Here is a 14813-nt window from a genome sequence, read left to right on the forward strand (position 1 = left end):
GGCGGCCGGCATAATGCGGGCATGGATTCCCTCAGCCAGATCGTCCTGGGCGGCGCGGTTGCCGCCGCCATCGCGCCCGCCGGCCACCGCCGCGCGGCCTTGCTCGCCGGTGCCGCCCTAGGCACGCTGCCGGACCTCGACGGCCTGCTGATCGTCGCCTTCACCCGCGACCCGGTCAGCCTGATGACGGTGCACCGCAGCTTCAGCCACTCGCTGTTCGTGCTGCCGCTGCTGGGCACGCTGATCTGGTGGCTGTACCGCCGTTTCGGCCATGGCCGGGTGGCGGCGGCGCCGGCGCGCTGGTGGTGGGCGATGGTGCTGGCGCTGGTTACCCACCCGCTGCTGGATGCGTTCACCGTCTACGGCACGCAGCTGTGGTGGCCGCTGATGCCGCCTCCAACGATGTGGTCGAGCGTGTTCATCATCGACCCGCTGTATACCGTGTGGCTGGCGCTGGGGTGCGTGGTGGCGTGGTTCGCCAGGGCGCGACCGCTGGCGCAGCGCGCGCTGGTCGCCGGGCTGGCGCTGAGCTGCGGCTACCTGGGCTGGTCGCTGCTGGCCAAGGGCATGGTCGAGCGCGACGCCGACCGCGCGCTGGCGGCGATGGGGCTGGGCGATGCGCCGCGGTTCTCGGTGCCGATGCCGTTCAACACGCTGCTGTGGCGGGTGGTGGCGATGACCCCGCAGGGCTACGTGGTCGGCGACCGCTCGCTGTGGGCCGACCACGGGCCGATGCGCTTCAGCGGCCATCCCTCCAACGTGCAGGCGCTGCGGCAGGCGGCGCCGATCCCGGCGGTGGCGCGGCTGCAGTGGTTCAACCGCGGCTTCATGCGCGCGCAGGTGGTGGAAGGCGAACTGGTGCTCAGCGACCTGCGCATGGGCCTGGAGCCGGACTACAACTTCAGCTTCGCCGTGGCCCGGGAGGACGGCGACGGCTGGGCGGCGATCCCGCCGCGGCAGCTGCGCCCGGTCTACCGCGCCGCCGGCGGCCGGGCGTTGCTGGAACAGCGGTTGGCGCAGGTATGGCACCGCATATGGAACGACGAAGGCGCAGCGCCCGGGGAGGTGATGGCTGGCGGATAGCAGGGTTTCCAAGCGGAAGGATGATTGTTTTGAATTTGGAACAAATAGTGATTTTTCTGATATTTGTTCTGAATTTGCTGGTAACTACACTGGCGCTCAATCCATGAACGGCCGCCTAGCCGGCTTTCCTTCCTTCCGGAGTCACCATGAACAGCCAAGCCATCGCCCTGTACAAGCAGCGCCGTTCCCAGTACGCGCTCGGCCGCAACCTGCCCATCGGCCAGGACCAGGCCACCGACCTGATCAAGCACGCCATGCGCGAGGCGCCCTCGGCCTTCAACTCGCAGCCTACCCGCGCGCTGATCCTGCACGGGGCGCAAAGCGTGAAGTTCTGGGAGCTGGCCAAGGATGCGCTGCGGCGGATCGTGCCGGCCGAGGCCTTCGCCGCCACCGAAGGCAAGCTGGACGGCTTCGCCGCTGGCGCCGGCACGGTGCTGTTCTTCAACGACGTGGACGTGACCAAGGGCCTGCAGGACCAGTTCCCGCTGTATGCCGACAACTTCCCGGTGTGGGCCGAGCACGCCAACGGCATCGCCCAGTTCGCGGTGTGGACGGCGCTGGCCGAGGCCGGCATCGGCGCCAGCCTGCAGCACTACAACCCGCTGGTGGACGAAGCCGTGCGCCGCGAGTGGGGCATCGCCGGCAACTGGCAGCTGCGCGCGCAGATGCCGTTCGGCTCCAACGAGGCCGCCGTCGGCGAGAAGAATTACATGGAAGACGAGGCCCGCTTCAAGGTCTTCGCCTGACCCTTCCGGCGCGTTCCTCCCCCCGCGCCGATCCAGGCCCGCCCGCTCTGCCGGCGGGCCTTTTTGTTGCTGCCTTCCATGGCGGCAGTCCTTCGGACTATGTCCGGCAGGAAGGCGGCCCCCGCGGGTTCATGGCCGTGTCGAGTAAGCGCAGGCCTGGAATTGAGGCGTCGCAGGTGAGGGATCGAGGCGTCAGGGGTGCGGGGCCTGCCCGCACGGAAACCTTCCCGGGAACGCCCCCCTTCGGGCTACGTCTGAGAGGAAGGCGGCCCCCGCAGGTTCATGGCCTTGTCGAGTAAGTGCAGGCCTGGAATTGAGGCGTCGCAGGTGAGGAATCGAGGCGTCGTGGGTGCGGGGCTTGCCCCGCACGGAAGCCTTCCCGGGAACGCCCCATTCGTGGCAAGCCCCGTATCTACGCAATCTGGCTGCCGAAGCACAGAGGCCTTCCCGGTGGTAACCCGCATCGCGTTCCGCGTTTGCGGTCTAGCGCGGTCGTCAGGCGGCGGCCCGCGGCTGCCCGGCGATCAGCCCGTCGAAATAGTCGCGGGTCAGGCGCAGCTGCGCGTCGGCGCTCTCGGCGGCGTTGACCACGGCGCGGAAGGCGGCGTTCTCCGGCCGGTCCTTCGCGTACCAGCCCAGGTGCTTGCGGGCGATGCGCACGCCTTGCGGTTCGCCGTAGAAGGCATGCAGGTCGGCGAGGTGGCCGAGCAAGATGTCGCGCACCTCTTCCAGCGATGGCGGCGGCAGCTCCTCGCCGGTGGCCAGGTAGTGGGTGATCTCGCGGAATATCCATGGCCGGCCCTGCGCGGCGCGGCCGACCATCACCGCATCGCATCCGGTATGGGCCAGCACCTGCGCCGCCTTGCGCGGCGAATCGACGTCGCCGTTGGCCAGCACCGGGATGTCGAGCATCGCCTTGATCGCGGCGATGGTGTCGTACTCGGCGGTGCCGGTGTAGTGCTGGTCGCGGGTGCGGCCGTGGACGGCCAGCGCGGCGATGCCGCTGTCCTGCGCGATGCGGGCGATGGCCGGCGCGTTGCGCACCTCGGCGCACCAGCCGGTGCGGATCTTGAGCGTGACCGGCACCTCCACCGCGCCCACCACCGCTTCGAGGATGCGCGCCACCAGCGCCTCGTCGCGCATCAGCGCCGAACCGGCCCAGGCGTTGCACACCTTCTTGGCCGGGCAGCCCATGTTGATGTCGATGATCTGCGCGCCGTGGTCGACGTTGTAGCGTGCGGCCTCGGCCAGCTGCCGCGGCTCGGTGCCGGCGATCTGCACGCTGATCGGCGCCGGCTCACCGGCATGGTCCATGCGGTGGATGGACTTGCGGGTATTCCAGAAGCGCGGGTCGGAGATGGTCATTTCCGAAGCGGCCAGGCCCGCGCCCAGCCGCTTGCACAGCTGCCGGAACGGCTTGTCAGTGACGCCGGCCATGGGCGCGAGCACCACGTTGGGCGCGATGGTGTAGGGACCGATCTGCATGCGGCGCATTGTAGTGCCCGGCGGCAGCGCTGTTCGCGCACCGCGTAGGAGCGGCTTCAGCCGCGAAGGGGCTCTACCGGTGAAGCCCCTTCGCGGCTGAAGCCGCTCCTACCCGGGAGGGGCCTGCCAGACGGCTGCTCAGCCGGCGTCGGCCGGCGTCATGCGCGGCATCGCCACCGCCGCGCCCTCGCTCTCGGTGGAGCGGGCCGCGTACTGGTTGGCGAAGCGCACGTGCTTGATGAAGGCCGCGTCCGGCGCCTGCGCCAGCGAGGCGACCAGCGCACCGTTGAAGGCGTCGCCGGCGCCGGTGGTGTCCACGACCTGCACCGATTCGGCGGCCACGCGGTAGTACGGCTGGCTGTCGCCGCGCAGGCGTTCCTCGTCGTGCGAGACGAACACGCCGACCGCGCCGAGGGTGACCACCACGGTGTTGCCCGACAGCTTGCGGCACAGCGCATGCAGGCTGGCGCCGTCCAGCGCGGCCACGTCGTCGGCCTCCACGCGCTCGCCGACATGGCGGCCGAGCAGGGCGGCGAACTCGGTTTCGTTCGGGGTCAGCACGTCGGCCAGCTTGAGCAGGCCGATGGTCGAGGGCGCGTTCGCCGGGGCGGCGTTGAGCACGGTCAGCACGCCGGCCTCGCGGGCGATGCCCAGCGCCGCCTCGATCGATTCCACCGGCGATTCCAGCTGCGCCAGCAGCACCTTGGCGCCGCCGATCAGCGCCGCGTTGGCGGTCATGAACTCCGGGCTCAGCGAGGCGTTGGCGCCCGGGCCGATGACGATGGAGTTGCGGCCGCGGCTGTCCACGTAGATGCCGGCGGTGCCGGTGGGCTCGCTGCTGGCCTCGGCGGCCAGCGCGATGCCGTCGGCCGCCGCCAGCTGGCGCGCCAGCGCGCCGCCGGCGTCCTCGCCCAGCGCGCAGACGAAGGTGATGCCGGCGCCGGCGCGGCGCGCGGCCACCGCCTGGTTGAAGCCCTTGCCGCCGGGACCGGTGCTGTAGCGCCCGGCAATGGTCGCCCCCGGCGCGGGCAGGGCATCGCAGCGCCAGACGTGGTCGACATTGAAGGAACCGGCAACGACAACAGAACTCATGGAATCTACTTCTCTGGGATGGCCGTGGGGCAGCCGGAAAGGGGAGCGCGTCGGGGCTCAGCCGAAATGGCTGAGCACGCCGGCGATGGTCGCCGTCATCAGCGTGGCGATGGTGCCGCCCAGCACCGCGCGCAGGCCGAACCTGGCCAGGTCGTGGCGACGGTCGGGAGCCAGGCCGCCGATGCCGCCGATCTGGATGGCGATCGAGCTGAAGTTGGCGAAGCCGCACAGCGCGTAGGTGGCGATCAGGCGGCCTTCGTCGCTCAGCGCGACGCCGGCGACATTGCCCTTGATGATCTCCGACAGCTGCAGGTAGGCGACGAACTCGTTGATCACCACCTTCTGGCCGATCAGCGAACCGACCGTGGTGGCATCGGCCCACGGCGTGCCGATCACCCAGGCGATCGGCGCCAGCACGTAGCCGAAGATCGTGGCCAGGTTGGTCGGCTTGCCGATGGCCTGGGCCAGGCCGGTGACCTCGCCCAGCCAGGTCAGCGGCGCGTTGAGCAGGGCGATCAGGGCGATGAAGGCCAGCAGCATCGCGCCGATGTTCAGCGCCAGCCTCAGGCCGTCGCCGGCGCCGGCGGCGGCCGCGTCGATGATGTTGGAGGAGGTCTTCTCCACTTCCATCTTCACCGTGCCGCGGGTCAGCGGGGTATCGGTCTCGGGCACCAGCAGCTTGGAGATCACCAGCGTGGCCGGCGCGGCCATGATCGAGGCGGCCAGCAGGTGCTTGGCGTAGAACGCCTGCGCCACCGGGTCGCCGCCGCCGAGCATGCCGACGTAGGCCGCCAGCACGCCGCCGGCGATGTGCGCCATGCCGCCGATCATCATCGTGATCAGCTCGGACTGGGTCATCTTCGGGATGTACGGGCGCACGGTCAGCGGCGCCTCGGTCTGGCCGATGAACACGCTGGCGCAGACGCTGGTGGTCTCCGCGCCGGACACGCGCATCACCTTGGTGATCGCCCAGGCCATGACCTTGACCACCGCCTGCATCACGCCCAGGTGGTAGAGCACGCCCATCAGCGCCGAGAAGAAGATGATGGTCGGCAGCACCTGGAAGGCGAAGATGAAGCCGTACTTGGGCACGTTCATCAGGTCGCCGAAGATGAAGCTGGAGCCTTCGTTGACGTAGCTGAGGATCTTGACGAAGCCCTGGCCCAGCCAGTCGAACACGTCGCGTCCGCCGGGCACCAGCAGCACCAGCGCGGCGAAGGCGATCTGCAGGCTGATGCCGGTGGCGACCAGCTTCCAGTCCACCGCCTTCTTGTTGTTGGAAAACAGCCAGGTGATGCCGATCAGCACCACCAGGCCGAACAGGCCGAAGCCGATCCTGCCCAAACCTTCGACCATGAGTATTCCCCGGGCCAGCCCGCAAAAGCGGCAAGCCTAGTGCAGCGGCCGGTGGCGGGCAACAATTCCGGTGCCGGCCGGGCGCAACGGCGACGAACGCGCCGGTATCGGCAAGGTTCGGGCGACTGCCGGGGCCGTGCCGGGCGGTACACTGACGCCCCGCCCGCGCCGCCTGCGCGGGCCGCGTTCCAGGAGCCTGCCATGCACTACCGCCGCCTCGGGTCGTCCGGCCTGCAGCTTTCCGCCCTGTCCTTCGGGGCCTGGGTCACCTTCGGCAGCCAGATCGCCCGTGGCGAGGCCCGCAACCTGATCGCCGCGGCCTGGGACAACGGCGTCAACTTCTTCGACAACGCCGAGGTCTACGCGCAGGGCCGCGCCGAACAGGTGATGGGCGACGTGATCGCCGACCTGCGCCTGCCGCGCGACGGCTACTGCGTGTCCAGCAAGGTGTTCTTCGGCGCGGTCGACGCGCCCAACCCGCTGCAGCGGGGGCTGTCGCGCAAGCACGTGCACGACGCCTGCCACGCCGCGCTCAGGCGCCTGCGCGTGGACTACCTGGATCTCTATTACTGCCACCGCCCGGACCCGGAGACGCCGATCGCCGAGACCGTACAGGCGATGGACGTGCTGATCCGCCAAGGCAAGGTGCTGTACTGGGGGACGTCGGAATGGTCGGCCGAGCAGATCGCCGAGGCGGTGGCGTTCGCGCGCGGCCACGGCCTGCATGCGCCGACCATGGAACAGCCGCAGTACAACCTGCTGCACCGCGCGCGGGTGGAACAGGAATACGCGCCGCTGTACGCCGACGCCGGACTGGGCACCACCATCTGGTCGCCGCTGGCCTCGGGCCTGCTGACCGGCAAGTACAACGAGGGCATCGCCGCCGACAGCCGGCTGGCGCAGACCACGATGGACTGGCTGAAGGACGCGGTGCTGGGCACGCCGGAGCAGGACCGGCTGGGCAAGGTGCGGCGCTTCACCGCGCTGGCGGCCGAACTGGGCGAATCCCCGGCGCAGCTGGCCATCGCCTGGTGCCTGCGCAATCCGCACGTGTCCAGCGTGATCCTCGGCGCCAGCCGGGTGTCGCAGCTGGAGGAGAACCTGCGCGCGCTGGAAGTGCTGGAGCGCCAGGGCGAGGACGCCTGGCGGAAGGTGGAAGCCGTGTTCGCCTGATGCGGTCGGCAGGCCGGGGCACCGTGGCCCCGGCACGGAAGGGTGGCCGGGGAGGCCGCGCGAAAAAATCCTGCGTCCCCTCTTGCGTCGCGGATGAGAATCATTATCATCAATTCCGTCCCCGCCACGGAATCCCGACGATGTTCGCCCAACCTGTCCTGCTTCGTCCCCGTACGCTGCACCTGCCGCAACGTTCCGCCCCGCAGGCGGTGGCCGTCGATGACACCATCGACAGCGGCGCCCTGCTCAAGGGCCAGCGCGAAATCCTGATCCGCCACGGCGACCGCGTTTACCGCCTGCGCCATACCAGCAACGACAAGCTGATCCTGACCAAGTAACCGCGCCGGCCCGCGCGCCGGCAGCCGCGTCCCCGCTCTCTCCCCCCTTGGCCGCGACCGGGCCGCTCCGGCGGTCCGGTCGCCAAGCCAGGGGTCTTTGGCTGCCGCGCGGCAGCCGGACAGGACCACGCGCCGATGCGGCCACGCACTCCCTGCGGAAGAATGCACCGGCCAGGGATGGCCATTGCGCCCGGTACCGGGCTGGAGCCATCGATGAGACACCTGTCCCTGCTTGCCTGCCTCGCCCTGGCCGCGGGCGGCGCCGCGGCGGCCGACGTCGGCCGCGACCACGACAGCATCCTGGCGATGCGCGGCGAATACGACGTGGATTTCGCCTTCGACGAGACCGTGCTGCTGGCTCCCGGCTACGCGCGCGCGCCGGCGATGCGCAGCGGCGGCAGCGAACTGGTGGTGGTGGTCGAGGACACGCCCACCCGCATCGTGCTGCAGCACCTGCTGGTGGACGCCAGGAGCGGCCACGTCACCAAGCACTGGCGGCAGGACTGGACCTACGAGGCGCCGACCCGCTTCGAGTTCAGCGCCGACCAGACCTGGCGCGTGCGTGCGATCCCGGCGTCCGTCACCCGCGGCGCGTGGACGCAGTGCGTGTACGAGGTGTCCGATGCGCCGCGTTATTGCGGCACCGGCCGCTGGAGCTACGACAACGACGTGCCTACCTGGACCAGCGACCCGGGCTGGCGCCCGCTGCCGCGCCGCGAGTACACCCGGCGCAGCGACTACAACGCGCTGGCGATGCTCAACCGGCACACCTTGACGCCCGGCGGCTGGACCCACGAGCAGTTCAACACCAAGGTGCGGCGCGGGGCCGATGGCGGGCAGCACGAGATCGCGCGCGAGTTCGGCTTCAACGACTACACGCGTTCCAGCGCCGTGGACTTCACCCCGGCCCGCGACTACTGGAATGCCACCGCCGGCTACTGGGCCAGGGTGCGCCAGCGCTGGAACGGTTTCCTCGCCGCCGCGCCGGGCGTGCACCTGAAGACCCGCCTCGACGGCATGGCGATGATCATCCCGCTGTTCACCCAGGCCGAGGCGGTGCAGGCCGGCGGCGAAGTTGCCGACGCGCGGATCGACGCGGTGTTCGCCGAGTTCGTCGCCAAGGCTCCGAGCGGCGATTGACGCCGCCCGGCGCGCTGCGTCCTATTCCTTGAACATCAGCAGCGCGGCGACCACGATCAGGGCGAACGCCGCCCAGTGGTTCCATTTCAGCGGCTGGCCCAGGTAGAACGCCGAGAACACGGCGAAGACCAGCAGGGTGATGACCTCCTGCATGCCCTTGAGCTGCGGCGCCGAATACACGGCCGCGCCCAGGCGGTTGCCCGGCACCTGCAGGCAGTACTCGAAGAAGGCGATGCCCCAACTGACCAGGATCACCGCCAGCAGCGGCGCCGAGCGGTATTTCAGGTGCCCGTACCAGGCGAAGGTCATGAACACGTTGCTGCCCACGAGCAGCAGCACGGGGTACAGGTAGGCGGTGAAGGGCGTGGCGGGCATGAAAGGGTCCGGGGGAAAGGCGCGCATAGCATAGGGGCGGGGCGGCCGGTCCAGTCACCGCGCGCGGCCGCGGGTTTCTTCACGCGGGATCCACTCCGGATACGGCATGTTTCACAAAGCTGAAGAACGAGGGAGGCTCCATGCGACAGACCAAGGAATCGTCCGGACTGGTGCTCGTCATCGAGGACAACCGCAACATCTCCGAAATGATCGGCGAGTACCTGGAAGGCAAGGGATTCGAGGTGGATTACGCCTGCGACGGCCTTGACGGCTATCGGCTGGCGGCGGAAAACAGCTACGACGTGGTGGTGCTGGACCTGATGCTGCCGCGCCTGGACGGCATCGAGGTCTGCCGCCGCCTGCGCAACGAGGCGCGCAAGTCCACGCCGGTGCTGATGCTGACCGCACGCGACACGCTCGACGACAAGCTCACCGGGCTGGGTTTCGGCGCCGACGACTACCTGACCAAGCCGTTCGCGATCCAGGAACTGGAAGCGCGGCTGCGCGCGCTGATCCGACGCGAACGCCGCCAGGTGGGCGCGGAGGTGCTCAAGGTCGCCGACCTGGTGCTGGACCCGGTCAGCATGCGCGCCACCCGCGCCGGCACCGAGCTGCAGCTCTCGCCCATCGGCCTGCGCCTGCTGACCATCCTGATGCGCGAATCGCCGCGCGTGGTGACCCGGCAGGAGATCGAGCGCGAGATCTGGGGCAATGGCCTGCCGGATTCGGACACCCTGCGCAGCCACCTGTACAACCTGCGCAAGATCATCGACAAGCCGTTCGACCGGCCGCTGCTGCACACCGTGCAAAGCGCGGGCTACCGCATCGCCGACATCGCCCAGCCGATGGGCTGAGCATGCCGGCGAACGCACTCCGTCGCGAAGGGAAGGGCCGCGCCGCGGCCCGCTTCCCCTTCCCCTAACCGCACAGGATCACCGCCGGGGCTGCGATGCTGCACGGGTTGCCGCGCAAGATCAGGACCGCTTTCATGCTGCAGGCGCTGCTGGCCGGCCTTGCGGTGCTGCTGGGCGGCTATCTGGTGCTGCTGGTGGTCAAGTTCGGCCTGGTCAACGCCCTGCTCAAGGAAGAGGCGGCGCACTTCTGGGAACTGCACGCCGCCTCGGCGGTGCAGCCGCCGCCCAATACCAGCAACATCCGCGGCTACCTGCTGGAAACGGGGCAGTCGCCGCTGAGCCTGCCGGCCGACCTGCGCGCGCTGGCGCCGGGCTTCCACGAGATCGGCGACGCCGACCAGCTGGTGCTGGTGGACGAGAAGCCCGCCGGGCGGCTGTACCTGGTGTTCCTGCGCTCGCAGGCCCAGCGCCTGGCGTTCTGGCTCGGCGTGGTGCCGGTGCTGCTGATCCTGCTGGCGGTCTACGGCGCCTCGTGGCTGACCTACCACGTCTCGCACCGCGTGGTGTCGCCGGTGACCTGGCTGGCGCGGCGCGTGTCGCAATGGGACCCGCTGTATCCGGACGCGAGCGAACTGGCGCCGGAGCGGCTGCCGCCGGACGTGCAGGGCGAGGTGCGCCAGCTGGCCGATGCTCTGCACACCATGGCCGGGCGCATCGGCGACCACGTCGCGCGCGAGCGCAACTTCACCCGCGACGCCAGCCACGAACTGCGCACGCCGCTGACCGTGATCCGCATGGCCAGCGACATGGCGCTGGGCGCGCAGGAACTGAGCCCGGGGCTGCAGCGCAGCCTGCAGCGCATCCAGCGCGCCGGCCGCGACATGGAGGCGCTGATCGACGCGCTGCTGATCCTCGCGCGCGAGGCCAACATCGAGCCGCAGGCCGAATGGGTCGAGGTCGCCGACGTGGTCCGCTACGAGGCGGCCAACGCCCGCGGCGCCCTGGCCGGGCGCCCGGTCGAGCTGGAAGTCCACGTACTGGCGGCATGCTCGCTGCGGGTGCCTCCGCAGGTGCTGCACGTGGTGGTCGGCAACCTGCTGCGCAACGCCTGCAACTACACCGATGCCGGTCGCGTCGATGCGTTCGTGGAGGCCGACCGGCTGGTCGTGCGCGACACCGGCATCGGCATGTCGCAGGAGGCGCTGGCGCGGATCTTCGAGCCGTTCTTCCGGGTCGAGCCGGAGCGGCGCCAGGGGCACGGGCTGGGCATGCCCATCGTGCATCGCCTGTGCGAGCGCTTCGGCTGGCGCATCGAGCTGGACAGCGCGCCGGGGCAGGGCACGACGGTGACCGTGCGTTTCGCGCGCGGCGCACGCAGGATCGACGAGGAACCCGGCGACGCCATGCCCGGCTGAGAGCCCGTGGGCACCGCCGGGGGCCCTTCACCTGCCCGCATGCCGTCGCGTGCGCCCGTGCCCCGCGGCCCGGGACGGGTGCCTGCGCGAGGCGGCGACAGGGCGCCGACAGGACGCCTGTGGCAGAATCCCGCGCTGTTCATCGTCACGGCCGTCCGCATGATTCCCTCCCGCTTCCGCCCCGTTCCGGCCGCCCATGCCGGTTCGATCGAGGATCGCGCCCATGGCTGACGAGGTCGGCAACCTGCCGCGCGGCCCGGCGCGCGTGCTCAAGGCGGCGATCTGGTCCTGGCAGGGCCTGACCGCGGCCTGGAGGCACGAATCCTCGTTCCGGCTGGAGGTCTACCTGTTCGTGGTGCTGGCCCCGCTGGCGCTGTGGCTGGGCCAGACTCCGGTGGAGCGCGCGCTGCTGGTCGGCTCGATGCTGCTGGTGATGGCCATGGAACTAGCCAATTCGGCCATCGAGGCGGTGATCGAGCGTTACGGCCCGGAGTTCCATGTGCTGGCCGGGCGGGCCAAGGACATGGGCTCGGCGGCGGTGTTCGTGCTGATGATGAATGTTCTGCTGTGCTGGGGCCTGATCCTGGTGCCCCGGATTCTTTGAACCACCGGCCGCGCGGTGGCGGTGTACGGTCTTTGCTGAAGGATTTCCCGCATGTCTTTTGAGTTCCTTGCCGATCCGAACGTATGGGTCACCCTGTTCATGCTCAGCGCGCTGGAAATCGTGCTCGGCATCGACAACCTGGTGTTCATCTCCATCGCCGTGGGCCGCCTGCCCGAGCAGCGGCGGCCGCTGGCGCGCCGCGTCGGCATCGCCGTGGCCTGCATCACCCGCATCATGCTGCTGGTCTCGCTGGCCTACCTGGCGCACATGGAGAGCAACCTGTTCACCGTGGCCGGCATGGGCATCTCGATCCGCGATCTGGTGCTGATCGTCGGCGGCCTGTTCCTGCTCTACAAGGGCGTGAAGGAAATCCGCGAGCTGGTCAGCGGCGGCGAGGACCAGGACCCGACCACCACCCGCGCCTCGGCCACGTTCGGCATGGTGATCGCGCAGATCGCCGTCATCGACATCGTGTTCTCGCTGGATTCGGTGATCACCGCGGTCGGCATCGCCGACCACGTCCCGGTAATGGTCTGCGCGGTGCTGCTGTCGGTGGCGGTGATGCTGCTGGCGGCCAACCCGCTGGGGCGCTTCATCGACGCCAACCCGACCGTGAAGCTGCTGGCGCTGGCCTTCATCCTGCTGGTCGGCGCGGTGCTGGTGCTCGACGGCCTGGACCTGCACGTGCCCAAGCCCTACATCTACGCGGCGATGGGTTTCTCGGTGCTGGTGGAGTGGCTGAACCTGCTGATGCGGCGCAATGCCAGGCAGCACCACGTCCCGGGCTCGGACAACTGGTAAACCGCGGCCTGCCGCCGGCGCCATGCCGGCGGCGGCGACCCGACGGGGGCCGGCCGATGCCGGCCCTTGTCGTATGCACACGTTGAACGCCGGTGGTGGCATGCTGCGGACTCCCGCCGCCCAAGGACCCCGCCCATGCGCCAGTTCCTCCGCCTGATGCTGCTCGCCATCGCGGCGATTTCGATTTCCGGCTGTGGCTACAACGCCATCCAGCAGAAGGACGAGGCGGTCAAGGCCGGCTGGTCCGAGGTGGCCAACCAGTACAAGCGCCGCGCCGACCTGATCCCCAACCTGGTCAATACCGTGCAGGGCTACGCCCAGCAGGAGCGGCAGGTGCTCACCGAGGTGACCAACGCGCGCTCGCGGGTCGGGCAGATCCAGGTCGATGCCGACGACGAGACCTCTCTGCAGCGGTTCCAGCAGGCGCAGGGCGAACTGGGCAGCGCGCTGTCGCGGCTGCTGGTGGTCAGCGAGAACTACCCGACGCTGAAGTCCGACCAGAACTTCCGCGACCTGCAGGCGCAGCTGGAAGGCACCGAGAACCGCATCACCGTCGCGCGCGGCCGCTACATCCAGCTGGTGCAGGACTACAACACCTACATCCGCTCGTTCCCGCAGGTCATCACCGCCAAGCTGTTCGGCTACAAGGCCAAGCCCAACTTCACCGTCGAGAACGAGGCGCAGATCGCGCAGCCGCCGGCGGTGGACTTCGGCACGCGGCCGGCGCCGCAGTCGCAGGCCCCGCAGCCCGCCCCGGCGCAGTGAGCCGGCGATGACGCGCCTGCTGCGCCGGTTGCTGCTGGTCCTGCTGCTCGGCCTCGGCGGGGCGGGAGCGGCCGTGGCGCAGCAGCTGGCGCCGATCCCGCCGCTGGACTCGCCGGTGGTGGACACCACCGGCACCCTGGACGCGGCGCAGACGCAGGCGCTGGTGCGGCAGGCGCTGGCCCTGCAGCAGCGCAAGGGCAGCCAGCTGCAGGTGCTGATCGTGCCCAGCACGCAGCCGGAAGACATCGCCCAGTACGCCACCCGCGTGTTCGAGCAGTGGCGCATCGGCCGCAAGGGCGTGGACGACGGCGTGCTGCTGCTGGTGGCCAGGAACGACCGCCGCGTGCGCATCGAGCCCGGCTACGGCCTGGAAGGCGCCATTCCCGATGCCGTGGCCAACCGGGTGATCCAGGAATACCTGGTGCCGCATTTCCGCAACGACGACTACGCCGGCGGCATCGCCGAGGCGACCGCGGTGCTGGTCCGGCTGGTCGATGGCGAGCAGCTGCCGGCGCCGGTGGCCAGCAACCGCGACCCGGGCGGCGGCGACGCCACCTTCTTCATCGCGCTGTTCATCGGCGGCCTGGCCTCGATGCTGGCGCGGCTGCTGTTCGCGCGCCGCTCGCGCCCGCTGAAAGGACTGCTGGCGGCAGTGCTCGGCGGCGGCGCCTCGGGGAGCTGGTGATGCGCTGGTTGCGCCATCTCTGCTCGCCCTCGGCCCACGCGCGCTTCCCCGCGTCCGGCCTGGACCGCATCGCCCATGCCATCGCCGACGGCGAGCGCCTGCATGCCGGGCAGGTGATGTTCGCGGTCGAATCCGACCTGCCGCTGTCGGCGCTGTGGCGCGGGGTAACGCCGCGCGAACGCGCCGAGCACGCCTTCGCCGTGCTGCGCACCTGGGACACGCAGGCCAACAACGGCGTGCTGGTCTACCTGCTGCTGGCCGACCACGCCATCGAGATCGTCGCCGACCGCGGCCTGCACGGGCGCATCGCGGCGGCGCAGTGGCGGCGGATCTGCGAGGACTTCAGCCGCCGCCGGCGCGAGGGCGACCTGGAGGCGGCGGTGCTGGCGGCCGTGGCGGAGATATCGGCGCTGCTGGCGCAGCATTTTCCTGCCGGTCCGCGGCATCCCCGGGACAATGAATTGCCCGACCAGCCCCACATCCTGGGCTGAACCGGCGAGAATGGCGACCTCCAGTCACGTGGACCCGGCCGCGAGCGGTACATGGTGTTGAGTCTTCTCCTGCGTTGCAACAGCCTCCCGGAGACGGGGGCGTTCTATGCCTCGCTGCCGGGTTTCTCGGTCTCGCCGGTGGACCGGGACCCGCTGGTGGTCGAAGGCCACGGCTGCGCGCTGCTCTTCACCGGAACGGACCTGTGGAAGATGCCGCCGGCCTTTTCCGGCACGCTCTACATCGCGGTCGCCGACGTGGACGCGCTGTGGGAGCAGGTCAGGGACAGGGCGACAGTCGCGTGGCCGCTGCAGGACATGCCCTACGGCACGCGCGAGTTCGCCATCAACGACTGCAACGGCTATTACGTGGCGTTCCGGCAGCAGGACTGACAATCCATCCACCGGCGCTT

Annotated in this window: 16 protein-coding genes and 1 pseudogene; 13 read left to right on the forward strand and 4 right to left on the reverse strand. The window is 69.9% G+C overall.

Annotated elements, in window-relative coordinates:
- The first annotated feature begins 21 nt into the window (after positions 1-21).
- Together CQ393_RS16570 and CQ393_RS16575 are read left to right on the forward strand one after the other, a co-directional pair.
- The gene (locus CQ393_RS16570) at positions 22-1083 is read left to right on the forward strand and encodes a metal-dependent hydrolase (protein ID WP_153193168.1); all 1062 of its coding nucleotides are present in this window, start codon (positions 22-24) and stop codon (positions 1081-1083) included.
- A 146-nt stretch (positions 1084-1229) separates the two neighbouring features.
- Positions 1230-1829, forward strand: a complete 600-nt coding sequence (locus CQ393_RS16575) for a nitroreductase family protein (protein ID WP_153193170.1) — start codon at positions 1230-1232, stop codon at positions 1827-1829.
- Between the two features lie 495 nt (positions 1830-2324).
- On the opposite strand, the gene dusB is transcribed toward CQ393_RS16575, so the two are convergent.
- From dusB to CQ393_RS16590, 3 genes are all read right to left on the reverse strand, one after another.
- Complete coding sequence (gene dusB, locus CQ393_RS16580; protein ID WP_153193172.1) at positions 2325-3314, reverse strand: tRNA dihydrouridine synthase DusB; 990 nt, start codon at positions 3312-3314, stop codon at positions 2325-2327.
- A 138-nt stretch (positions 3315-3452) separates the two neighbouring features.
- On the reverse strand, positions 3453-4406 hold the full coding sequence (locus CQ393_RS16585) for a ribokinase (RefSeq protein WP_153193174.1): 954 nt from the start codon (positions 4404-4406) through the stop codon (positions 3453-3455).
- A 57-nt stretch (positions 4407-4463) separates the two neighbouring features.
- Positions 4464-5762 carry a nucleoside transporter C-terminal domain-containing protein gene (locus CQ393_RS16590; protein WP_153193175.1) on the reverse strand — a complete coding sequence of 433 codons (1299 nt, stop codon included), beginning with the start codon at positions 5760-5762 and terminating at the stop codon, positions 4464-4466.
- Positions 5763-5963: 201 nt separating this feature from the next.
- On the opposite strand from CQ393_RS16590, the gene CQ393_RS16595 reads away from it, so the two are divergent.
- The 3 genes from CQ393_RS16595 (at position 5964) to CQ393_RS16605 (ending at position 8413) form a co-directional block, all read left to right on the forward strand.
- On the forward strand, positions 5964-6935 hold the full coding sequence (locus tag CQ393_RS16595) for an aldo/keto reductase (protein ID WP_153193177.1): 972 nt from the start codon (positions 5964-5966) through the stop codon (positions 6933-6935).
- Between the two features lie 140 nt (positions 6936-7075).
- On the forward strand, positions 7076-7273 hold the full coding sequence (locus CQ393_RS16600) for a hemin uptake protein HemP (protein WP_055765786.1): 198 nt from the start codon (positions 7076-7078) through the stop codon (positions 7271-7273).
- Positions 7274-7486: 213 nt separating this feature from the next.
- Positions 7487-8413 carry a DUF6607 family protein gene (locus tag CQ393_RS16605; RefSeq protein ID WP_153193179.1) on the forward strand — a complete coding sequence of 309 codons (927 nt, stop codon included), beginning with the start codon at positions 7487-7489 and terminating at the stop codon, positions 8411-8413.
- A 21-nt stretch (positions 8414-8434) separates the two neighbouring features.
- Here CQ393_RS16605 and CQ393_RS16610 read toward each other — a convergent pair whose 3' ends face one another.
- Positions 8435-8788, reverse strand: coding sequence for a DMT family protein (locus tag CQ393_RS16610; RefSeq protein ID WP_153193181.1), 354 nt, complete (start codon positions 8786-8788; stop codon positions 8435-8437).
- Positions 8789-8928: 140 nt separating this feature from the next.
- Here CQ393_RS16610 and CQ393_RS16615 point away from each other — a divergent pair, with 140 nt between their 5' ends.
- The 8 genes and pseudogenes from CQ393_RS16615 (at position 8929) to CQ393_RS16650 (ending at position 14793) form a co-directional block, all read left to right on the forward strand.
- Positions 8929-9642 carry a response regulator transcription factor gene (locus tag CQ393_RS16615; RefSeq protein WP_057505422.1) on the forward strand — a complete coding sequence of 238 codons (714 nt, stop codon included), beginning with the start codon at positions 8929-8931 and terminating at the stop codon, positions 9640-9642.
- 95 nt (positions 9643-9737) lie between these two features.
- Positions 9738-11057, forward strand: coding sequence for a HAMP domain-containing sensor histidine kinase (locus CQ393_RS16620; RefSeq protein WP_153193183.1), 1320 nt, complete (start codon positions 9738-9740; stop codon positions 11055-11057).
- 223 nt (positions 11058-11280) lie between these two features.
- The gene (locus CQ393_RS16625) at positions 11281-11661 is read left to right on the forward strand and encodes a diacylglycerol kinase (RefSeq protein ID WP_153193185.1); all 381 of its coding nucleotides are present in this window, start codon (positions 11281-11283) and stop codon (positions 11659-11661) included.
- 51 nt (positions 11662-11712) lie between these two features.
- A complete protein-coding gene (locus tag CQ393_RS16630; RefSeq protein WP_153193186.1) occupies positions 11713-12462 on the forward strand; it encodes a TerC family protein in 750 nt (249 codons plus the stop codon).
- Between the two features lie 135 nt (positions 12463-12597).
- Positions 12598-13227 (forward strand): LemA family protein, encoded by a 630-nt coding sequence (locus CQ393_RS16635; RefSeq protein ID WP_153193187.1) that lies wholly within the window; start codon positions 12598-12600, stop codon positions 13225-13227.
- A gap of 7 nt (positions 13228-13234) precedes the next feature.
- Positions 13235-13897: pseudogene (locus CQ393_RS16640) on the forward strand (TPM domain-containing protein); the annotation flags it as partial.
- Between the two features lie 14 nt (positions 13898-13911).
- Positions 13912-14403, forward strand: a complete 492-nt coding sequence (locus CQ393_RS16645) for a TPM domain-containing protein (protein ID WP_153193189.1) — start codon at positions 13912-13914, stop codon at positions 14401-14403.
- Positions 14404-14460: 57 nt separating this feature from the next.
- Complete coding sequence (locus CQ393_RS16650) at positions 14461-14793, forward strand: VOC family protein (protein WP_228114637.1); 333 nt, start codon at positions 14461-14463, stop codon at positions 14791-14793.
- Positions 14794-14813 lie beyond the last annotated feature (20 nt).

The sequence above is a fragment of the Stenotrophomonas sp. MYb238 genome (genome assembly GCF_009496535.1).
Taxonomy (GTDB): domain Bacteria; phylum Pseudomonadota; class Gammaproteobacteria; order Xanthomonadales; family Xanthomonadaceae; genus Stenotrophomonas.

Bases quoted from the DNA above. Each gene is read 5' to 3' on its own strand.
- CQ393_RS16570 (WP_153193168.1), top strand. From the start codon at position 22: ATGGATTCCCTCAGCCAGATCGTCCTGGGCGGCGCGGTTGCCGCCGCC.
- CQ393_RS16575 (WP_153193170.1), top strand. From the start codon at position 1,230: ATGAACAGCCAAGCCATCGCCCTGTACAAGCAGCGCCGTTCCCAGTAC.
- dusB (WP_153193172.1), bottom strand. From the start codon at position 3,314: ATGCAGATCGGTCCCTACACCATCGCGCCCAACGTGGTGCTCGCGCCC.
- CQ393_RS16585 (WP_153193174.1), bottom strand. From the start codon at position 4,406: ATGAGTTCTGTTGTCGTTGCCGGTTCCTTCAATGTCGACCACGTCTGG.
- CQ393_RS16590 (WP_153193175.1), bottom strand. From the start codon at position 5,762: ATGGTCGAAGGTTTGGGCAGGATCGGCTTCGGCCTGTTCGGCCTGGTG.
- CQ393_RS16595 (WP_153193177.1), top strand. From the start codon at position 5,964: ATGCACTACCGCCGCCTCGGGTCGTCCGGCCTGCAGCTTTCCGCCCTG.
- CQ393_RS16600 (WP_055765786.1), top strand. From the start codon at position 7,076: ATGTTCGCCCAACCTGTCCTGCTTCGTCCCCGTACGCTGCACCTGCCG.
- CQ393_RS16605 (WP_153193179.1), top strand. From the start codon at position 7,487: ATGAGACACCTGTCCCTGCTTGCCTGCCTCGCCCTGGCCGCGGGCGGC.
- CQ393_RS16610 (WP_153193181.1), bottom strand. From the start codon at position 8,788: ATGCCCGCCACGCCCTTCACCGCCTACCTGTACCCCGTGCTGCTGCTC.
- CQ393_RS16615 (WP_057505422.1), top strand. From the start codon at position 8,929: ATGCGACAGACCAAGGAATCGTCCGGACTGGTGCTCGTCATCGAGGAC.
- CQ393_RS16620 (WP_153193183.1), top strand. From the start codon at position 9,738: ATGCTGCACGGGTTGCCGCGCAAGATCAGGACCGCTTTCATGCTGCAG.
- CQ393_RS16625 (WP_153193185.1), top strand. From the start codon at position 11,281: ATGGCTGACGAGGTCGGCAACCTGCCGCGCGGCCCGGCGCGCGTGCTC.
- CQ393_RS16630 (WP_153193186.1), top strand. From the start codon at position 11,713: ATGTCTTTTGAGTTCCTTGCCGATCCGAACGTATGGGTCACCCTGTTC.
- CQ393_RS16635 (WP_153193187.1), top strand. From the start codon at position 12,598: ATGCGCCAGTTCCTCCGCCTGATGCTGCTCGCCATCGCGGCGATTTCG.
- CQ393_RS16645 (WP_153193189.1), top strand. From the start codon at position 13,912: ATGCGCTGGTTGCGCCATCTCTGCTCGCCCTCGGCCCACGCGCGCTTC.